This window comes from Psychrobacter sp. PL15 (assembly GCF_035984995.1).
GTDB lineage: Bacteria > Pseudomonadota > Gammaproteobacteria > Pseudomonadales > Moraxellaceae > Psychrobacter.
Window position 1 is genome coordinate 243,206 of record NZ_JAXCIB010000004.1, and the last position, 17,077, is coordinate 260,282.

The 17,077-nt window shown below is 43.6% G+C and carries 16 protein-coding genes; 8 read left to right on the forward strand and 8 right to left on the reverse strand.

What is annotated here, in order from left to right; translation table 11 throughout:
- Nucleotides 1–67: 67 nt before the first annotated feature.
- Together RCH20_RS05475 and dxs are read right to left on the reverse strand one after the other, a co-directional pair.
- A complete protein-coding gene (locus RCH20_RS05475; protein ID WP_209955607.1) occupies nt 68–895 on the reverse strand; it encodes an inositol monophosphatase family protein in 828 nt (275 codons plus the stop codon).
- Between the two features lie 318 nt (nt 896–1,213).
- Nucleotides 1,214–3,346 (reverse strand): 1-deoxy-D-xylulose-5-phosphate synthase, encoded by a 2,133-nt coding sequence (gene dxs / locus RCH20_RS05480; RefSeq protein ID WP_327192859.1) that lies wholly within the window; start codon nt 3,344–3,346, stop codon nt 1,214–1,216.
- Between the two features lie 588 nt (nt 3,347–3,934).
- Here dxs and ribA point away from each other — a divergent pair.
- From ribA to RCH20_RS05495, 3 genes are all read left to right on the forward strand, one after another.
- Complete coding sequence (gene ribA / locus RCH20_RS05485; RefSeq protein ID WP_209955611.1) at nt 3,935–4,609, forward strand: GTP cyclohydrolase II; 675 nt, start codon at nt 3,935–3,937, stop codon at nt 4,607–4,609.
- A gap of 50 nt (nt 4,610–4,659) precedes the next feature.
- Nucleotides 4,660–5,700: an oxygen-dependent coproporphyrinogen oxidase gene (hemF, locus tag RCH20_RS05490; RefSeq protein ID WP_327192860.1), complete on the forward strand. Its 1,041-nt coding sequence runs from the start codon at nt 4,660–4,662 to the stop codon at nt 5,698–5,700.
- A 543-nt stretch (nt 5,701–6,243) separates the two neighbouring features.
- Nucleotides 6,244–6,717, forward strand: coding sequence for a c-type cytochrome (locus RCH20_RS05495; RefSeq protein ID WP_209955615.1), 474 nt, complete (start codon nt 6,244–6,246; stop codon nt 6,715–6,717).
- A 273-nt stretch (nt 6,718–6,990) separates the two neighbouring features.
- On the opposite strand, the gene gloA is transcribed toward RCH20_RS05495, so the two are convergent.
- Complete coding sequence (gloA, locus tag RCH20_RS05500) at nt 6,991–7,554, reverse strand: lactoylglutathione lyase (RefSeq protein WP_209955617.1); 564 nt, start codon at nt 7,552–7,554, stop codon at nt 6,991–6,993.
- 202 nt (nt 7,555–7,756) lie between these two features.
- Nucleotides 7,757–8,395 carry a carbonic anhydrase gene (locus RCH20_RS05505; protein WP_209955619.1) on the reverse strand — a complete coding sequence of 213 codons (639 nt, stop codon included), beginning with the start codon at nt 8,393–8,395 and terminating at the stop codon, nt 7,757–7,759.
- A 503-nt stretch (nt 8,396–8,898) separates the two neighbouring features.
- On the opposite strand from RCH20_RS05505, the gene potA reads away from it, so the two are divergent.
- The 4 genes from potA (at nt 8,899) to RCH20_RS05525 (ending at nt 12,872) form a co-directional block, all read left to right on the forward strand.
- Entirely contained in the window at nt 8,899–10,143 is a 1,245-nt protein-coding gene (gene potA / locus RCH20_RS05510) for a spermidine/putrescine ABC transporter ATP-binding protein PotA (protein ID WP_327192899.1), read from the forward strand.
- Complete coding sequence (potB, locus tag RCH20_RS05515; protein ID WP_209955621.1) at nt 10,143–11,021, forward strand: spermidine/putrescine ABC transporter permease PotB; 879 nt, start codon at nt 10,143–10,145, stop codon at nt 11,019–11,021. Before potA ends, potB begins: the two co-directional genes overlap by 1 nt.
- Nucleotides 11,021–11,875 (forward strand): spermidine/putrescine ABC transporter permease PotC, encoded by an 855-nt coding sequence (potC, locus tag RCH20_RS05520; protein WP_327192861.1) that lies wholly within the window; start codon nt 11,021–11,023, stop codon nt 11,873–11,875. The genes potB and potC overlap by 1 nt, the downstream gene beginning before the upstream one ends.
- A 106-nt stretch (nt 11,876–11,981) precedes the next feature.
- Complete coding sequence (locus RCH20_RS05525; protein WP_327192862.1) at nt 11,982–12,872, forward strand: LysR family transcriptional regulator; 891 nt, start codon at nt 11,982–11,984, stop codon at nt 12,870–12,872.
- Nucleotides 12,873–13,175: 303 nt separating this feature from the next.
- Here RCH20_RS05525 and crcB read toward each other — a convergent pair whose 3' ends face one another.
- The 4 genes from crcB to RCH20_RS05545 all read right to left on the reverse strand — a co-directional run bounded on the left by crcB (nt 13,176) and on the right by RCH20_RS05545 (nt 16,302).
- Nucleotides 13,176–13,547 (reverse strand): fluoride efflux transporter CrcB, encoded by a 372-nt coding sequence (gene crcB / locus RCH20_RS05530; protein WP_327192863.1) that lies wholly within the window; start codon nt 13,545–13,547, stop codon nt 13,176–13,178.
- 61 nt (nt 13,548–13,608) lie between these two features.
- Nucleotides 13,609–14,682 (reverse strand): tRNA (adenosine(37)-N6)-threonylcarbamoyltransferase complex transferase subunit TsaD, encoded by a 1,074-nt coding sequence (gene tsaD / locus RCH20_RS05535; protein ID WP_327192900.1) that lies wholly within the window; start codon nt 14,680–14,682, stop codon nt 13,609–13,611.
- Between the two features lie 258 nt (nt 14,683–14,940).
- Nucleotides 14,941–15,501, reverse strand: coding sequence for a c-type cytochrome (locus RCH20_RS05540; protein ID WP_327192864.1), 561 nt, complete (start codon nt 15,499–15,501; stop codon nt 14,941–14,943).
- Between the two features lie 240 nt (nt 15,502–15,741).
- Nucleotides 15,742–16,302, reverse strand: a complete 561-nt coding sequence (locus RCH20_RS05545; RefSeq protein ID WP_327192865.1) for a c-type cytochrome — start codon at nt 16,300–16,302, stop codon at nt 15,742–15,744.
- A gap of 404 nt (nt 16,303–16,706) precedes the next feature.
- Here RCH20_RS05545 and rpsU point away from each other — a divergent pair, with 404 nt between their 5' ends.
- Nucleotides 16,707–16,922, forward strand: coding sequence for a 30S ribosomal protein S21 (rpsU, locus tag RCH20_RS05550; protein ID WP_025651930.1), 216 nt, complete (start codon nt 16,707–16,709; stop codon nt 16,920–16,922).
- The last annotated feature ends 155 nt before the right edge of the window (nt 16,923–17,077 follow it).

Sequence of the window (17,077 nt, forward strand, 5' to 3'; positions counted from 1 at the left end):
CAATAAAAAAGCTGACTCCAATAGGAAGTCAGCTTTTTTTAACACTAAAATTTTGAAAGGTGACTACTTATACCGCATCACGCCATGTCGGTACGACTATTTGCATCAATGGTTTTAGCAACTTCACATTACAGGCAAAGATCGAACCGGTTTTCATAGAATCATGGGCGCCAGTATGATCGACAACCACACCGCGTGCTTCGGTAACGATAAGCTCACCGGCCGCGATATCCCACGGTTTAATAGACATCTCAAAGTAACCATCAAAACGACCGGCCGCGACATAGCACAAATCTAATGCGGCTGAGCCTAAACGACGAATTTGACCGCCCGCTTCACAGACTTTTTGTAGGCTTTCAAAATGTTCTTTAGCGTAAGAAATAACTTCGCCATTACGCTTACGCTCAAGTGGATGACCAGTCGTAAACAGACCACCTTCGAGAGTTTTGCGCTCACTAACGCTGATACGGCGCTGGTTTAAACGCGCGCCTTTACCACGACTGGCAGAGAACATTTCATCACGAACGGGGTCATAGACCACACCATGCTGAGTGACACCTTTATGCTGCACTGCAATAGATACGCAGAATTGTGGCACACCATGAACAAAGTTTTTGGTGCCATCTAACGGATCAATAATCCAGCACCAGTCAGCATCTTCGCCTTTACCCTCTTCCATACCAAACTCTTCACCCAAGAACGAATGGTTTGGATAACTGGCTTTCAGGGTCTCAATGGTCAGCTCTTCACTAAATCGGTCAATGCGCGTAACCAGTCCATCAAGGCCTTTGGATTCGATATCCAGCTCAATTTTGTGGCGGTTTTGATGCGCGTATAAAATCTCTTTACCGACTTTTTCGGCAGCACGCGCTGCGATAACGACCATGGGTTCCATAAATAACCTATTTGCTTGATGAATGAATAAAACGAACGAATAATACCAATTAATAATGCTAATCTGGTGTTTGCAACTTGCCAACTGGCCATTGTCTCACACCATTTTTGCACGCTCTCAAAAATCTTAACGTCATTGTACTAAAAATATTAAGTAGAGACGAAAAAAATCGTCGTGCTCACCAAGCTAACCATCATTAATGGTTGCCATCACACAGCGCAAGTTTTAAAACAGTCAGCACCTACGGCTAGCAGGCGTTATTTTCATCTATTTAACTTAATACTTTTACGGTAAAACGATTTTAAAATAAATCCTAACTTATGACAGCAGGCGCTGAAGCTGCTTAACGACACCGACAACATCCAAACCACAATCTGCTAATTGCTCAGCTTGCGAGCCATGCGCTAAAAAGCGGTCGGCAATGCCAATATTACAGATTGCCGGACGGTTATTCTTAAAGGCAGCAGACTCATTAAGCAAATACTCATTTACGGCACTGCCTGCACCGCCCATAATCATATGCTCTTCTAAAGTTGCAATATGAGTGATTCCTTGCACCAGCAAGCGCTCTAATAGTTCAACATCTAAAGGTTTCACCCAGCGCATATTCACCACTTGCACCTGACAGTTGTCGACAGCATCATTTATATTATGGTCTATTTCAAGAGTAGACGTTTCATGAGTACCTGGCTCTAAACGAGCAGCGGTCAATATTTCTGCAGCGTGCTGCGCGGTTGCGACCATGGTGCCAAATGCGAGCAGCGCTAATTTAATTGGCGCATTCTTAGAGCCTAAGGTTGACTCTATCAGCGCTTGACCGACTTTATAGTATTGCGCGGGGCGTATAATTGTCGCACCCGTACCACTACCACGTGGATAGCGTACCGCCGTACACCCTTGGTATTCATAACAAGTGTTGAGTAACTGATAGCATTCATTTTCATCTTTGGGCGCCGCAATCAGCATATTAGGGACGCAGCGCAAAAATGCAAAATCAAATACGCCAGCGTGAGTCGCACCATCTTCACCGACTAGCCCGGCACGATCGATAGCAAACGTCACATCAAGATTTTGTAGCGCAATATCATGAATAAGCTGGTCGTAGCCACGCTGCAAAAATGTCGAATAGATTGCTACGATCGGCTTGACACCCTGCGTTGCCATACCACCAGCCAACGTGACGGCATGTTGCTCGGCAATAGCCACATCAAAAAACCGCTCTGGAAACTGACGGGCAAACTCGATCATCCCCGAACCTTCTTCCATAGCCGGAGTAATCGCTAGTAGCCTATCGTCCTGAGCGGCTGTGTCACATAAAAACTGTCCAAATACTTGTGAGTATTTTAAGGCAGGCGTGCTTTTTGGCTTATGGCTGTTTGCTGGCTCATGGCTGTCTACTAGCTCACGGCTGTCTTCAACAGGTAATTTACTAATCGCGTGATAACCGACTGGGTCTACCTCAGCGGGCGCAAAACCTTTACCTTTAGTGGTATAAATATGAACTAGGACTGGGCCTTTAACTTGTTTCGCTAATGATAAAACGCGCAATAGCTCAGGGATGTTATGGCCATCGAATGGACCAAAATAAGTAAAGCCAATCGCTTTAAATAAATTATCTTCTAATTGCGCTACATCACGTTGTTCTTTATGACGCTTACGTCTAGTAAAAGCCTGCATAATTGGACGTTGGCGTAATACGGGGGCACCTGACTCTGAAATATTAACCTGATACCCTGACTCCCACAGCATCGCTAAATGCCGTGAAAACCCACCAATAGAGCAGGATATCGACATATCATTATCATTCAAAATCACTAATAGATCAGCGTCCTGTTGCACCGCATCATTCATCGCTTCAAAGGCCATACCGCCTGTCATAGCGCCATCGCCAATCACACAAGCGACTGTCTGCGCACGCCCTTGGTAGCGTAGCGCTAGACTCATACCAAGGCCGGCTGAAATCGAGGTCGATGAATGTCCAACCCCAAAAGTGTCATAGACAGACTCTATACGCTCAGGGAAAGCCGTCAAGCCGCCTTTGGCACGTATGCTACCCAGCTGATCACGGCGACCAGTCAAGACTTTATGAGCATAAGCTTGATGACCCACATCCCAAACAATCTGGTCTTGGGGCGTATCTAACAAATAATGTAGCGCAATGGTCAGCTCAACCACGCCTAGATTTGCCCCAAAGTGTCCCCCACTTTGACCCGCTGAATACAACAGGAACAGCCGCAGCTCATCAGCCAAGTTTATTAGCTGAGCAGTGGTGAATATTTTAAGATCAAGAGGCGCGTCAATAGCGTCAAGCAAGGGTGTACGAGGGCGCTCACGTGGAATCTGAGTGAATGTCTGTTGCAAACTTGATAGATGTGCAGCAGAATCAGAGGCAGATGGCCCATGTGACGACGTTGGTGACCGAGACTGTGAGGAAAGAGGTGACTGCTGCATAAACCGTACGATACCTACTCATCTACTGACAAGATGCTATCTTGCCATATCATTATGCACCGTTATCGTATTGATACGGCTACGTTAATAAAGTTTTTAATACTATTTTATAAGGTTGAGATTTATGGGGTTGAGATTTATGGGGTTGAGATTTATATAACCGTAAATTTAACTACAAGCGACGTTAAACTGACTACCAGCTCATAATAAATTACGATGTGTCTTTTTATTTTATTTTATTTTATTACTAGGTGTTTACTATAGTGCCACCAATCATTATATCTTGTTATATTTGGTCAATATTAGGCGTTAATGACGATACAGTAATTTAAGGACAAAGACTTGTCACTGTATCCTCCAAAATAGTATGGCATAATAGCATTTTTTTTAAACGGCCGCTTTAATCATCGTGAGTAGTCTGTGAACTTTGTGTGTTTTTATCGCAAATTCACTAAGCGTGCTATTCTTACGAACAGGTTATACTAATAAACACTAGCCATAATAATATGGTTATCACGACATAGCTATTATAACATGGCTATGCCAGACCCCTCTACCGCCACGATGATCGGCTTATGCAGGACATTAATGTCATATCAATTTATTACCAGTGCCAAATTACCTACTCGTCACGGCGAGTTTGATATTCATATCTTTGAAAATGAAGACGGTCAAGAGCACGTAATGCTTACGGTCGGTTTACCGGTTGTAGATAGCGCCATCGCTACTACCATGGCCAATAATAATGGCGATCATAAGCTGGCAGAGCCCCTCATTCCACTGATACGTATTCATTCTGAGTGCTTAACAGGAGACGCTTTTAGCTCGTTAAAATGTGATTGCGGTGCCCAGCTCAATACCGCCATGCAGGCAATCCAAGAGACTGGCTGTGGCGCTGTTTTATATTTGCGTCAAGAAGGCCGTGGTATTGGGTTGACCAATAAAATTCGCGCCTATGCCCTACAAGAACAAGGCCATGATACCCTAGATGCTAATCTGATGTTAGGGTTGCCCGCTGATGCGCGTACTTATGAGATGTGTGGGCCAATGCTGGCACATATCGGTGTTAATGAGGTACGCCTTATCACCAACAATCCAGATAAAGTCGCTTATTTAACCGAAAATGGTATTAATGTGGTTGAACGCGTGCCGCTGGTGGTGGGCGTTAATGATATCAATGCCAGCTATTTGGCAACCAAGCGTGATCGCATGGGGCATTTACTCGACAAAGAGCTCTATACAGAAAAGCACCATAATAAATAACGTTACTATTCACATCACACATCACATAAATCATTATTATAGATATTTTTATGACCATTCCCAATGTAAATAACAAGCCGACCGATGATGCAGCTAGCGGTATAGCCAATAATCCTCTTGATTCAAATCCAATCGTTCCAACAGCTAATGACATCACGCAGGTGCGTGATTTTTTAGTCGATTTACAAGCACGTATCTGTCAGGCGTTGGAGACACAGGAATCTATGTCTGACTCTGGTAATACCGGTGATCATGCCACCTTTATTCCTGATGATTGGGAACGTCCTGAGGGCGGTGGCGGGCGCTCATGTATTTTGGCAGATGGCAAGGTGATCGAAAAAGCAGGCGTCATGTTCAGTCATATTCATGTCCATAACTTGCCAGCTTCAGCGACTGCACGCCATCCTTATATTGCCGGACGCAGAGCGCAAGCGATGGGAGTCTCACTGGTTGTCCACCCGAGAAATCCTAATGTTCCAACCAGTCATGCGAACGTACGCTTGTTTGTCGCTGAGGCAGTGGGCGAAGATCCTATTTGGTGGTTCGGTGGTGGTTTTGATTTAACGCCATTTTATCCAGTATTGGCAGACTGCGTGCATTGGCATCAAGTCTGTCATGACCTTTGTGTGCCATTTGGCGACAGTATCTACCCTGATTTTAAGCAGTGGTGTGATGAATACTTCCATCTGCGTCATCGTGATGAACAGCGCGGTATCGGTGGTCTATTCTATGATGATGTCAATACTGAAAGCCGTGGCTGGGACTTTGAGACCTGCTTTGAGTTTATGAAAGCAGTCGGCAATGGTTATCTTGACGCTATCCTACCGATCTTTGAGCAGCGTCAAGATACGCCCTATACTGAAGAGCAACGTGAATTCCAGTTATATCGTCGGGGTCGTTATGTCGAATACAATCTAGTTTATGACCGCGGTACTTTGTTTGGGCTACAAAGTAACGGCCGTATTGAGTCAATTTTAGTCAGTATGCCCCCTCTTGCCAGCTGGCATTATCGTTTTGAACCTGTTGAAGGCACGCCAGAGTTTGAATTGACTAATTACTATCTAAAACCGCAAGACTGGTTGACTTTATAGTCCTTATTGGCATAATCAAAGACTAATTAAACAAACAAATGTTTTACTGGACTACTTATTTTCACAACTATAGCGCTTCGTACCTATAAACAAAGCCTAGTTGAACGGTAGTGTGTTGTTTGTGACTAGACCCGTTCTCAATCAAACAACGGCTACACCGTAAGTAAGGTCAGCTGTGATAGCTGACCTTACTTATATAAGTTTCATATGTGTTTATAGTTTTTCATGATGTATAAATAATTTTAGTCGGTTTTTTAGGAGTTGCTTTAACCACTACCAACCTAGTAGGTAGAACCTTATTCTTATATTGGATTTTGGATGAAATTTGTTTACATACAGCACGTGACTCACGTACATTACTTATAGCTGTCACAGTTACGTTTTTGGCAATACTTTTAACAACCTGCTAACAAAGAAAAAATTAAGAAAACCAGTCGTTTTAAAACTTTATTTTAAAACATTTAATGGCAGTGATTTAATTTGTTGGCGAGCATTTATTTGCTTCGGCATCTTATGAAAAGCCACATATAAGGGAGTCTACACATGTCACGGATTCACAGTAATAAATCGTTAAATTCTATTGTTGGTATCACTTTAATGACCGCCTTACTGGGTCTAACTGCTTGTAGTGCCCCTGCTAACCCTGATGTCAAAGCACGTCAAAACATAATGAAAAACTATGGCGATGCGATGGGTGTCATGGGTGATATGATGAAAGCGCCGGATACTTTTGATGCGGCAATAGTCAAAGAGCAAGCCGCCTTCTTAGCCAAGGAGTCTAAAAGCCCTTGGCGTCATTTTGAGGACCAAGAAGCCGTTGGTAATGCTACCGAAGCCGTTTGGTCAAATGCTGATGACTTCCGCACTAAGTCAGAGAACTTTCAACAGGCAACCGCTGAGCTGAACAATGCTGCACAGACAGCGACTAGCGTTGACGGTTTTAGGCCTGCCTTCGGCGCTGTTGGTAAAAGCTGTAAGTCTTGCCACGATGACTACCAAGTAAAAAAAGAGGACTAATATCTAACTGGGTATTGTCTATTTACTGTTAACGATAGAACCTATAACGCGGCAAACAGACCATCGTTTAGCACGTAAAAAACCGCCAATATACAAGATATTGGCGGTTTTTTATTTTGAACTAAAAAGATTAACAAGTAAAAACAACTTCAAGATATTTTCACTATTACTATCTTGCTTATTCAGCTTATTGACGACCGTTCTTACAGAAGGGTCGCTCAAGTCCAGTGTACGTATTGGCAACGGTATATTGATGCCGGCGGTATCAATGAATTAGCCCATCAAGTCCGCTTGTACAATTTCAATCCAATAGCCATCAACGTCTTCGATAAAGGCAATATTTTTCATGCTGCCCTGTTCAGGACGTTTTTTGAAGGCCACCTCATGGCTATCGAACCAAGCTACTGCGGCAGGCAGGTCAGGTACACTAAAGCAAATGTGGCCAAAACCCTGCGGCTCTTGGTTACCATTATGATAGCTAAAGTCATCTTGGGTTTCGGTACCGTAGTTATGAGTCAGTTCTAAAATACCGCGCTGACGAAAAGTATAAATCGCTAAGTCATCACCAGCTGGTAGATTATCACGCTCGTCGTCGGTCAATTTTGCGAGAAAATAAAGATCAAACTCCATTTCAGGAAACTTCTTTACCGCTAATAATGTCATGCCTAGCACACCGGTATAAAATTCTAATGATTTGGCGGGATCTTTTACCCGTAACATAGTGTGGTTAAAAGTAAAACCACTGGTTATCGCCGCAATAGGCTGAACACCAGCCGCCCGAATACTATTGTCAGGTTGGGGGCTGATTGAGGTTGAATCCGATGTAGAGTTAGACATAAATATTATTATCCTAATTATAAAAATGTATTAAATAAAGTGAATGCACTGTCTTGTTATAAAATCCGTCTTATCACTAAATAAAACTCAGCAAAAGGATCGATGACATCAAACCAATAACAGGACAGATATCCACCCTATCATAGTTAAAAAAAATTTTATTGATAGGGTGTTATAAACTTATGGAGTTTATTTATATCAACTAGCTGTCTAAAAAGCGTACCTTGCCAGTCTCTAAATCATATTCAGCACCGACAATTAACAGCTGCCCATTACTTGATAAGTCCTCTAAAATGCGCGAACCATGCTTAAGCTGGCTGACGGACATGCGCACGTTGGCACGGATTGAGCGATCAACCAGTTGATCAGTATCGATATCTTGACCATTAGCAGTGGCCAGTTCGTGCAAGTTATGAACGCTGGGGCGAATACGATCGACGATAGATTGTAGATTGGGTGAGTAATGTTGATCCGGATTAATCAGCGCCTCCACACAGGCGGTCACCGCGCCGCACTGTGAATGCCCAAGTACCACGACCAATTGGGTACCAAACGCCTCGGCTGCAAATTCGACTGAGCCAATTTGTGAAGGCGCGACCACATTACCAGCCACACGAATGACGAACAGGTCGCCTAAACCTTGATCAAAAACAATCTCTACCGGCACGCGTGCATCAGAGCAGCCTAAGATAATGGCCAAAGGGTCTTGATCTTTAACCAACTCTGGCCGCTTTTGCATCATCGGATCAGCGTTGTTAAGACTGTCGACATAGCGGGTGTTGCCTTCTTTAAGAAGCTCCAATGCTTCTTGACCTGTTTTTGGGCGCGTATTAGCAGTCATGAGGTGTCCTTGAGGATACTGAGTGATAAAAATAATAAGTGGCTTTAACGATTATTAGACTAACTCTTTTTAACTAAAAATTTTTAGCCCTAAAATGATTGTATAGGAATAAAAGTAAGGAAATATTAAAAAATTTACTTTCCCAAGAATATTTTCTACGTGTAGTCGCCTCTTGCTTTCGATGAGAAGCCATACCAATCATATCAATGACCACGCTATAGCCTGCGTAATTGGTAACGAACTTGCACTAATAGTTAGCGATGGTTTGTTATAATACGCAGCTATTAGACCGCGCTTACACTTATACCAAAGCACTTTTTATACCGCTTATACCGCGCTCGCTATCGACAGCCCTATTCAAGTGGTACTAATACCTTGGTATTTTAGGAATTTATCTCATGCCTGACTCCCCTGCAAACGTGCCTGCAACCGCTATGCCCTCTCATGCCAGTTCTGGCACTAATAACATCGATGCCATCGATACCATCGATACCATCGATACCATGGCGACTGATGTGCTATTACAATTGACCGGGCTAAAAAAGACCTATGATGAGACTGAAGTATTAACAGACATCAATCTGAATATTAAGCGTGGTGAGTTTTTGACTCTACTTGGGCCATCAGGGTGCGGTAAGACTACCTTGCTGCGCCTAATTGCAGGTTTTGAGCAGCCGACAGCGGGGGCCATTTATTTAGAGGGCGTACAAATGGCTGGGTTGCCAGCCGATAAACGTCCAGTGAATACGGTATTCCAGCAGTACGCGCTATTTCCGCATATGACCGTGGCACAAAATGTTGCGTATAGTCTTAGAATCAAAAAAGTTCCCAAAGACGAGATTCAAACGCGCGTCCGCGATATTCTAGCGATGGTACAACTTGGCCATTTGGCCAACCGCAAGCCGCAAGATTTATCCGGCGGTCAGCAGCAACGGGTTGCTATCGCGCGCGCCGTCATCAATCGTCCTAAATTACTACTACTGGATGAACCCCTGTCAGCGCTCGATCATAAACTGCGTTTGCAAATGCAGTCAGAGCTCAAGCGCTTGCAACGCGAGCTAGGTATTACCTTTGTGTTTGTTACTCACGATCAAGAAGAAGCGCTGTCAATGTCAGATCGCATTGCGGTGATGAAAGATGGTAAGTTTCAGCAAATTGGCACCCCAATTGAGATTTATGAAACCCCAGCAAATTTATTTACCGCCAAATTCATCGGTGAGACCAATCTCTTTAAGGCAGAAGTACGGGGCGTTTATCCAGATCAGCCAGATCGCGATGGCCAGGTAACCAACGGCCGCATTGCCGTGGAAGTCTGTGAGTCGCAAGCGCAAGAGGGCCCAACCACCTTACGCAATCTACGCCGTCCTGACTTTGCAAACGAGATAAGAGTTGGTGATATGGTTAATCTGCTATTGCGCCCTGAAGATTTACGTATTTATGAAGTCGATGACAGTGCCCATAGCGGACTACTTGGCCACGTTATTGAGAGTAACTATAAAGGCAGTACTTTAGACTCTATTATTGAGCTACAGAACGGCCATATCATCAAGGCTTCTGAGTTTTTTGATGAGGACGATCCGAGTTTTGATTATAAGCTGAATGAAGCGGTCAAAGTTTCATGGGTCGATGGTTGGGAATGGGTCTTACCAAATGATAACTCTGTTGATGATAAGACCGATAATGAGTCTGACAGTGACATTAATAGTGGCAAGGCCGTTAGCACGACTGTCCAAAAGGGTATAAGCTAATGGCGCGCACAAGTTTAAGTAATAAAAGCCCTTTTCGTACCGCGACTCTGTGGCTGATTTGGGGTTGGCTGCTCCTCTTTGCGCTATTGCCGAATTTATTGGTTATTGCGGTCAGTTTTTTGACCCGTGACAGTAGTGATTTTATTAGTCTACCGGTTAGCATCAACAGCTATGTGCGCATGATTGATCCGCTGTATTTCGAGGTCTTTATGCACTCATTGTGGATGGCAGGTATTACTACCGTCATTTGCCTGGTACTTGGCTATCCCTTTGCCTGGCTGGTATCCAAAGCCAAACCACGTTGGCAACCGCTATTAATGATGATGCTGATACTGCCATTTTGGACCAACTCTTTAGTACGTACTTATGCGCTTAAATTACTGTTTGCCAATAACGGTTTAATCAATAAGTTTTTACTGGCTATCGGTATTATTGATAGTCCTATTGATATTTTATATACCCAAGGCGCGGTGATTGCGGGACTAACCTATTTATTATTCCCATTTATGGTGTTGCCGCTATATGCTGTTTTTACCGACCTACGCAATGATATGCTGCTGGCGTCGCAAGACTTGGGCGCATCAAAAACTCAGACTTTTTGGCATGTGGTATTGCCTTTGACTACGCCCGGAATTATTTCAGGTGTGCTGTTGGTATTATTGCCAGCGATGGGTATGTTTTACGTGGCAGATATCTTGGGTGGTTCACGCAACTTATTGGTCGGTAATATTATCAAAAACCAATTTTTAGATGCGCGTGACTGGCCATTTGGCGCAGCAGCCAGCGTCTTGTTAACCCTAGCTATGGCGGTGTTGCTACTTGCTTATCGCGCCAGTAGTCGCCGTATTGGCAAGACTGACTTTAATGAGGTGGCCTAATGTCTGACTCTCATAAAAGCCAGATTATCAAAACCAAACCGCCTCATCAGCCTAAACGTAACAAATCTACTATTAAGCAAAATATCAAGATTGGCAGTATCGCGGCAAAAAGCTATCTAGGACTTATCTACGCCCTGCTGTATCTGCCAATCATTGTCTTAGTCGTTATGTCCTTTAATAAGTCAAAAATTGGCTACAATTGGGGTGGCTTTAGTTTAAGGTGGTATGAGTCGCTATTTAAAAACCAAGCCATGCTTGATGCTTTTTGGCATTCGATTGTTTTAGGCTTGGTGGCAGCAACCGTTTCAACCTTGATCGGCACACTCACTGCCTTGGCATTACATCGCTACGACTTTCGCGGGAAAGGCTTATTAAACGGTTTATTATTCGTGCTGATGATGTCGCCTGAGATTGTGCTTGCCATCTCTTTACTGGCTCTATTTTTATTAATTGGTCTGCAGTTAGGCTTTGTATCACTGCTATTAGCGCATATTACTTTTTGCTTGCCTTTTGTGGTCATCACAGTATTTGCACGATTGAGTAGTTTAGATGAGCGGCTGATGGAAGCGGCGCGAGATTTGGGCGCGAATGAATCGACTATGGTACGTACGGTATTAATTCCAGTGATACTGCCCGCAGTGATGGCAGGTTGGCTGTTAGCCTTTACCTTATCACTCGATGATGTGGTGGTATCCACCTTTGTTACCGGCCCAAGCTATGAGATTCTACCGCTACGTATCTATTCTATGGTGCGGGTGGGACTCAAGCCTGAAGTCAATGCCATTGGTACGATCCTGCTGGCCGCGTCGCTAATACTGGTTATAATCTCGCAATTACTATTACGTCGGCGTTAAGGAGCAATAAATAGTGCTGATAATAAGTTTTGAATAAAAAGCCTCACAACCCTATTTATAGTATTTTTCTCCCTTCATTTTTTTAAATAAGCAGTTAGGTTATTCTATGCTCGAACTTCGTCATCTAAATACTCTAACCGCGCTACGAGCCCATGGTTCACTGGCAGCGGCGGCCGATGAGTTGCATGTCACTGCCTCTGCGGTATCACATCAGCTAAAAGAGCTGGAAAACTACTATGACATTAGCTTGGTTAATCGCCGAACACGTCCGCTGACTTTTACTCCAGCAGGCAAAACGGTACTGGCCTTAGCTGACAGTATTATGCCGCAGGTTACCCGTACTAAAGCCAATCTTAAGCGTTTGGCTCACGGTCAAGCTGGTAGAATGCGCTTGGCCTCTGAATGTCATAGCTGCTTTGACTGGTTAATGCCAATTCTCAATCACTATCGTCGTGAATGGTCAGATGTGGAATTAGATTTTGCGACTGGCTTTGAGCCTGAGCCGCATCATTTATTAATGGAAGGTGATATTGATTTATTGATCACTACTAGCAACTTGCAAATAGACGGTATCAGCTATCAACCCTTATTTGAATACGAAAGCCGCTTGGTGCTGTCGCCATTACACAATCTAGCAGAGCAACATTTTATTTGCCCAGATGACTTATGTGAGGAAACCTTAATTGCTTACCCAGTAGAAGCAAAACGTCTTGATATCATCGCCAATTTTATGACACCCGCCCAGGTAAGTTTTAAGAACATCCGTACTACTGAGCTGACGGCGATGCTTATTCAGTTGGTCGCCAGTGAACGCGGGGTAGCAGCACTACCCGATTGGGTGGTCGCAGAATATGAAAAAAAAGGCTGGGTAGTCTCTCGCCCATTAGGTACTGGCGTCTTTTGTCAGCTGTATGCCGCTACTCGTGTCTCAAGCAAGGATACGGCTTATATGCAAGGATTCGCCAGTTTATTAGAAGGGATAAAAAAGCCATTGTAGCCGATATCTGTTGAACTTATTATTTAGGATAACTTTACGTATAGTCAGTTCAAAATAAAATAGATACATTTGTGTCAGCGTACTACTGGTATAAATTTTTCTTGCTTGCTGTTCGCAAGCGGGACAGAGGCTGCAAAAAATTCATACCAGCAGCACTGTATCTTTTTTAACTTGGATCGACTATAGCATCTGGAAAATACAACCTCTAGAACAAGCCTCAGAAAACCAGTAACTGTTTGCTATTCCGGTTGTTTGCAATCTAATATTTATTTAAGCTAGATGCAGTTTTTACAGATAATTAACTTATAAGATCGACTTAAAAAAGTAAAATCCGAGCGCGGTCGCTAATAATGTTAGCCCAACATGCAAACCTATCAGCCCTAAACCCGTCAATAATTTACCCGCGTGAATAAAGGTAAAAACCTCAGCGCTAAAGGTACTGAAGGTAGTCAACCCGCCCAAAAAACCAGTGATCACAAACAGCCTGACGTTAGGAGACAGTTCACTACCCACCCGCTCAAACCATACTAGCGCTAACCCTATTAACAACCCACCTAAAATATTAGCACCCAAAGTCCCAAGCGGTATCCAGCTGTGTTGCGGATTAAAGCGTGCTAGCCATGCCCGCAGGCATGCGCCAATTGCTGCTCCTAAACCGATGGCAAGCCAATGCATAAAATATCCTTAATTAACACGAATTTGACAGTCAAAACTAGAGCGTGTTGAACATTCACATTTACACCGTCGGTAACTCAGTCATTGGCCAACGTGGCACGCAGGTGACAGCCAAATCATCACTCTGGCCTGCTTGCAAGCGCTGATAACCAGCATAAGCAATCATGGCGCCATTATCCGTACATAATGCGGGTGGCGCATAATGTACGGTGGCGTTTATTTTTGCCAACTCGGTCTCAAGCGTCAGGCGTAAATGGCTATTGGCACTGACACCTCCGGCTATCACCAGACGGCTCATATCTACCTGCTTAAGTGCTTTGACGCATTTCTTAACTAGGGTATCGACCATCGCGTGTTGGAAACTCGCTGCTATATCGGCTCGAACTTGTGGATCGCTATCAGAACCCGTACTTGAGCTTGTACCTGAACCTATACCTGAACCAGGGGTGTCTTTAATGAGATTATGAACGGCGGTTTTCATACCACTGAATGAAAAATCTAAACCGCGGTGCAGCATCGGGCGCGGTAGATTGTAAGCATTGGGATTGCCGGTCTCAGCAAGCTTGGCAATATTAGGGCCACCCGGATATTCTAAACCCAGCATTTTTGCCGCTTTATCAAAGCATTCGCCTGCCGCATCATCAATCGACTCGCCTAATATTTCATACTGGCCCATACCTTGTGCCGCAATAAGTAAGGTATGACCGCCAGATACTAATAACGATACAAAAGGAAATGCAGGTGGATTGGCGCCCATCAATGGCGCTAGTAAATGCCCTTCCATATGATGCACACCAATCGCTGGAATATTTAATCCATAAGCCAGACTGCGACCAAATAGAGCGCCGGTCATCAATGCACCAATCAGCCCAGGGCCTTTGGTGTAAGCAATAGCGTCAATATCATTTTTACTGATGTCGCATTGATCTAACAGCTCATTAAGTAACGGTACCAGCTTGCGAATATGATCACGGCTGGCAAGCTCAGGCACCACACCGCCATAGACCGCGTGCAGTTCTATTTGCGAATACAACACTTGCCCAAGTAAACCCTGGTTGTCAGTGTCTATCAGCTCACTATCATAAATTGCTAGACCTGTCTCATCACAAGAGGTCTCCAAACCCAATACTTTCATGCTATTGCCTTTCTTTGTGCGTGGTTTTATCCATATTAATAAGCGACTATTTTTGTCCATAAAAAAACCGCTATTGTGAAACACAATGGCGGTAAGTTTAACAAATTTTCATCGCTAGAGTCGTAACCAGATAATCAGAATAGCTATTTATAACAATAAACACTGTTTATAACAGGCGATACAGCAGGCCAGTCTGACAGCCTGATTCGTCTATATGGGTTTACCCTAATGTCAGCTAACAGCTAGTGGTTATTGACATTAACTAACGGCGGCTATCATATAGTCAACGGCTGCATGGACTTGAGCTTCGCTGACCTCATCATTAGCCTGTGCTGGCATTTTGTTAAAACCTTTTGCCGAGTGCGTGTATAAGGTTTCTTTACCCTTCGCAAGACGTGGCGCCCAAGCGACCACATCACCGTATTTCGGGGCATTGAGTAGACCATTTTGATGGCATACTTGACAGTTAGATTCGTATAGTTTGGCCCCGGCGTCGACTGCTAATAATTCAGTTTCGGTAGCGATAGGTTCAGCAGTAACTGCCGCAGTGGGCATAGGCGCTTCAACAATGGCTGGCTCTGCCACCTCACTTGTAGCCGCTTCCTCAGTATTAACGACGGGTTCTTCGACCGCGACTACTGCAGTTTCGGTGTCACTGACAGCAGCGGTCTCATCAGTAGCAGTGTTGTCCCCACCACTACAAGCACTCAGCGTTAATAGTAGACTGAGACTCAGTGCTGACAATGCTAATTTGGCAACTGAGTTTTTATTCATAACGTCCTGTTTATTGATAACTTCTTCCTTAATAGTCATGTTCATACCCTCATCTAATAGGCCATAATAGCAACTACTTGTTAATACTGTTAGTTTTTATTAAGACTATTATTATCTAAATAACGGCTACTAGAAAATTTGTGAATGTAACACTTTCTGACAGTCGAATTCAAGTAATTTCATTGCAAACAAAGTTAAGGCTATCGTGTATTTATATAGACTTAACGATATGTAGCCTAGCAGTCATATAACTTGGTAATTTATAGCGGATTCAACGTCACCTTACTAGCTGGCTGCTGCAACCATATAGTCAACTGCTGCATGAACTTGCTCTTCAGTCACTTCAGCATTCACTTGCGCGTTCATCTGATTAAAACCATTTGCTGCATGGGTGTATAAGGTTTCTTTACCTTTCGCAATACGCGGCGCCCAAGCGGCTGCATCACCATATTTCGGCGCATTTAACAAACCGTTTTGATGACAAGCCACACACTGTTTACTGTAAAGTTGAGCACCAACATTAACGGCAAGATCTGCAGGCGCAGCAGCAGTCTCTGCTGGCGCAGCTCCTGCAGTGTCAGTCGCATCCGGCATATCCGCAGCGGCGGTTAAAGTCGCATCTTCAGCGGCGGCAGTTACCATCGGCGCAGTTTCTGCAAAACCCATATCTTCGGCTTCAGGAGCATTTTTACGGGCAAGCTCTTCCGCGGCTTCGACTCGATCGACTGCCAAGACTTCACCTGACTCTTTATCACCGCTACAGGCACTAATGCTAACGCCTAACGTGACGATCAATATTGTCCATAGAGCAGTGCTGAATGAGCCTTTTATTACCGTTTTTTTCATCTTAACAACCTTAGTGAATTTGACGTAAAAGTATAAAACCCCTACTATAATGCTGAATTTATCATAGCATAAACTGCGACCAATACGTTATAGTCAGCAAGGGTTTTTTGCGGGCAATTTATACACTACCGGTCAAAATTTTATTAAAATAATATCAAAAACGTTAAACTAAAAAGCAAATACCTAAACCAATAATGATACGATGAGCACCTTGATGATTATAATGAATAAATACGCTAAAGGCTTTGACTTTGCTGACATTTTTAGTTAAAATTGCCGCCCTTGTGCTATTGCACGAGACTGTCCTAGTTTGAGTTGATGCCGATAATTTTGAGATATTACGGCTAAATACTAATACACAACCGAACTAATGCCCTTTTATCTCATCCTCATAAGGAGTCTTCATGCCTGCAGTTAAGGTTAAAGAAAACGAACCAGTTGATATCGCTATCCGCCGTTTTAAGCGTGCCTGTGAAAAAGCCGGTGTCTTATCAGACGTGCGTAAGCGTGAGTTTTATGAAAAACCAACGCAAGAGCGTAAGCGCAAAAAAGCAGCTGCCGTAAAGCGTTATAAGAAAAAATTACAACGCGAAACTATCCGTACCACGCGTATGTATTAATCGTTTAAAACGATTACAGTTTAAGCTTTTCAGTTTAGTATTTGAAACCTTTAAACTAACTGCTAATCTCTAAATATTTTGAGACTTAACAGACTAATAAAATTATTCGCAATACTGATATACTAACGCCACTGCTATCTATTGATATCAGTGGC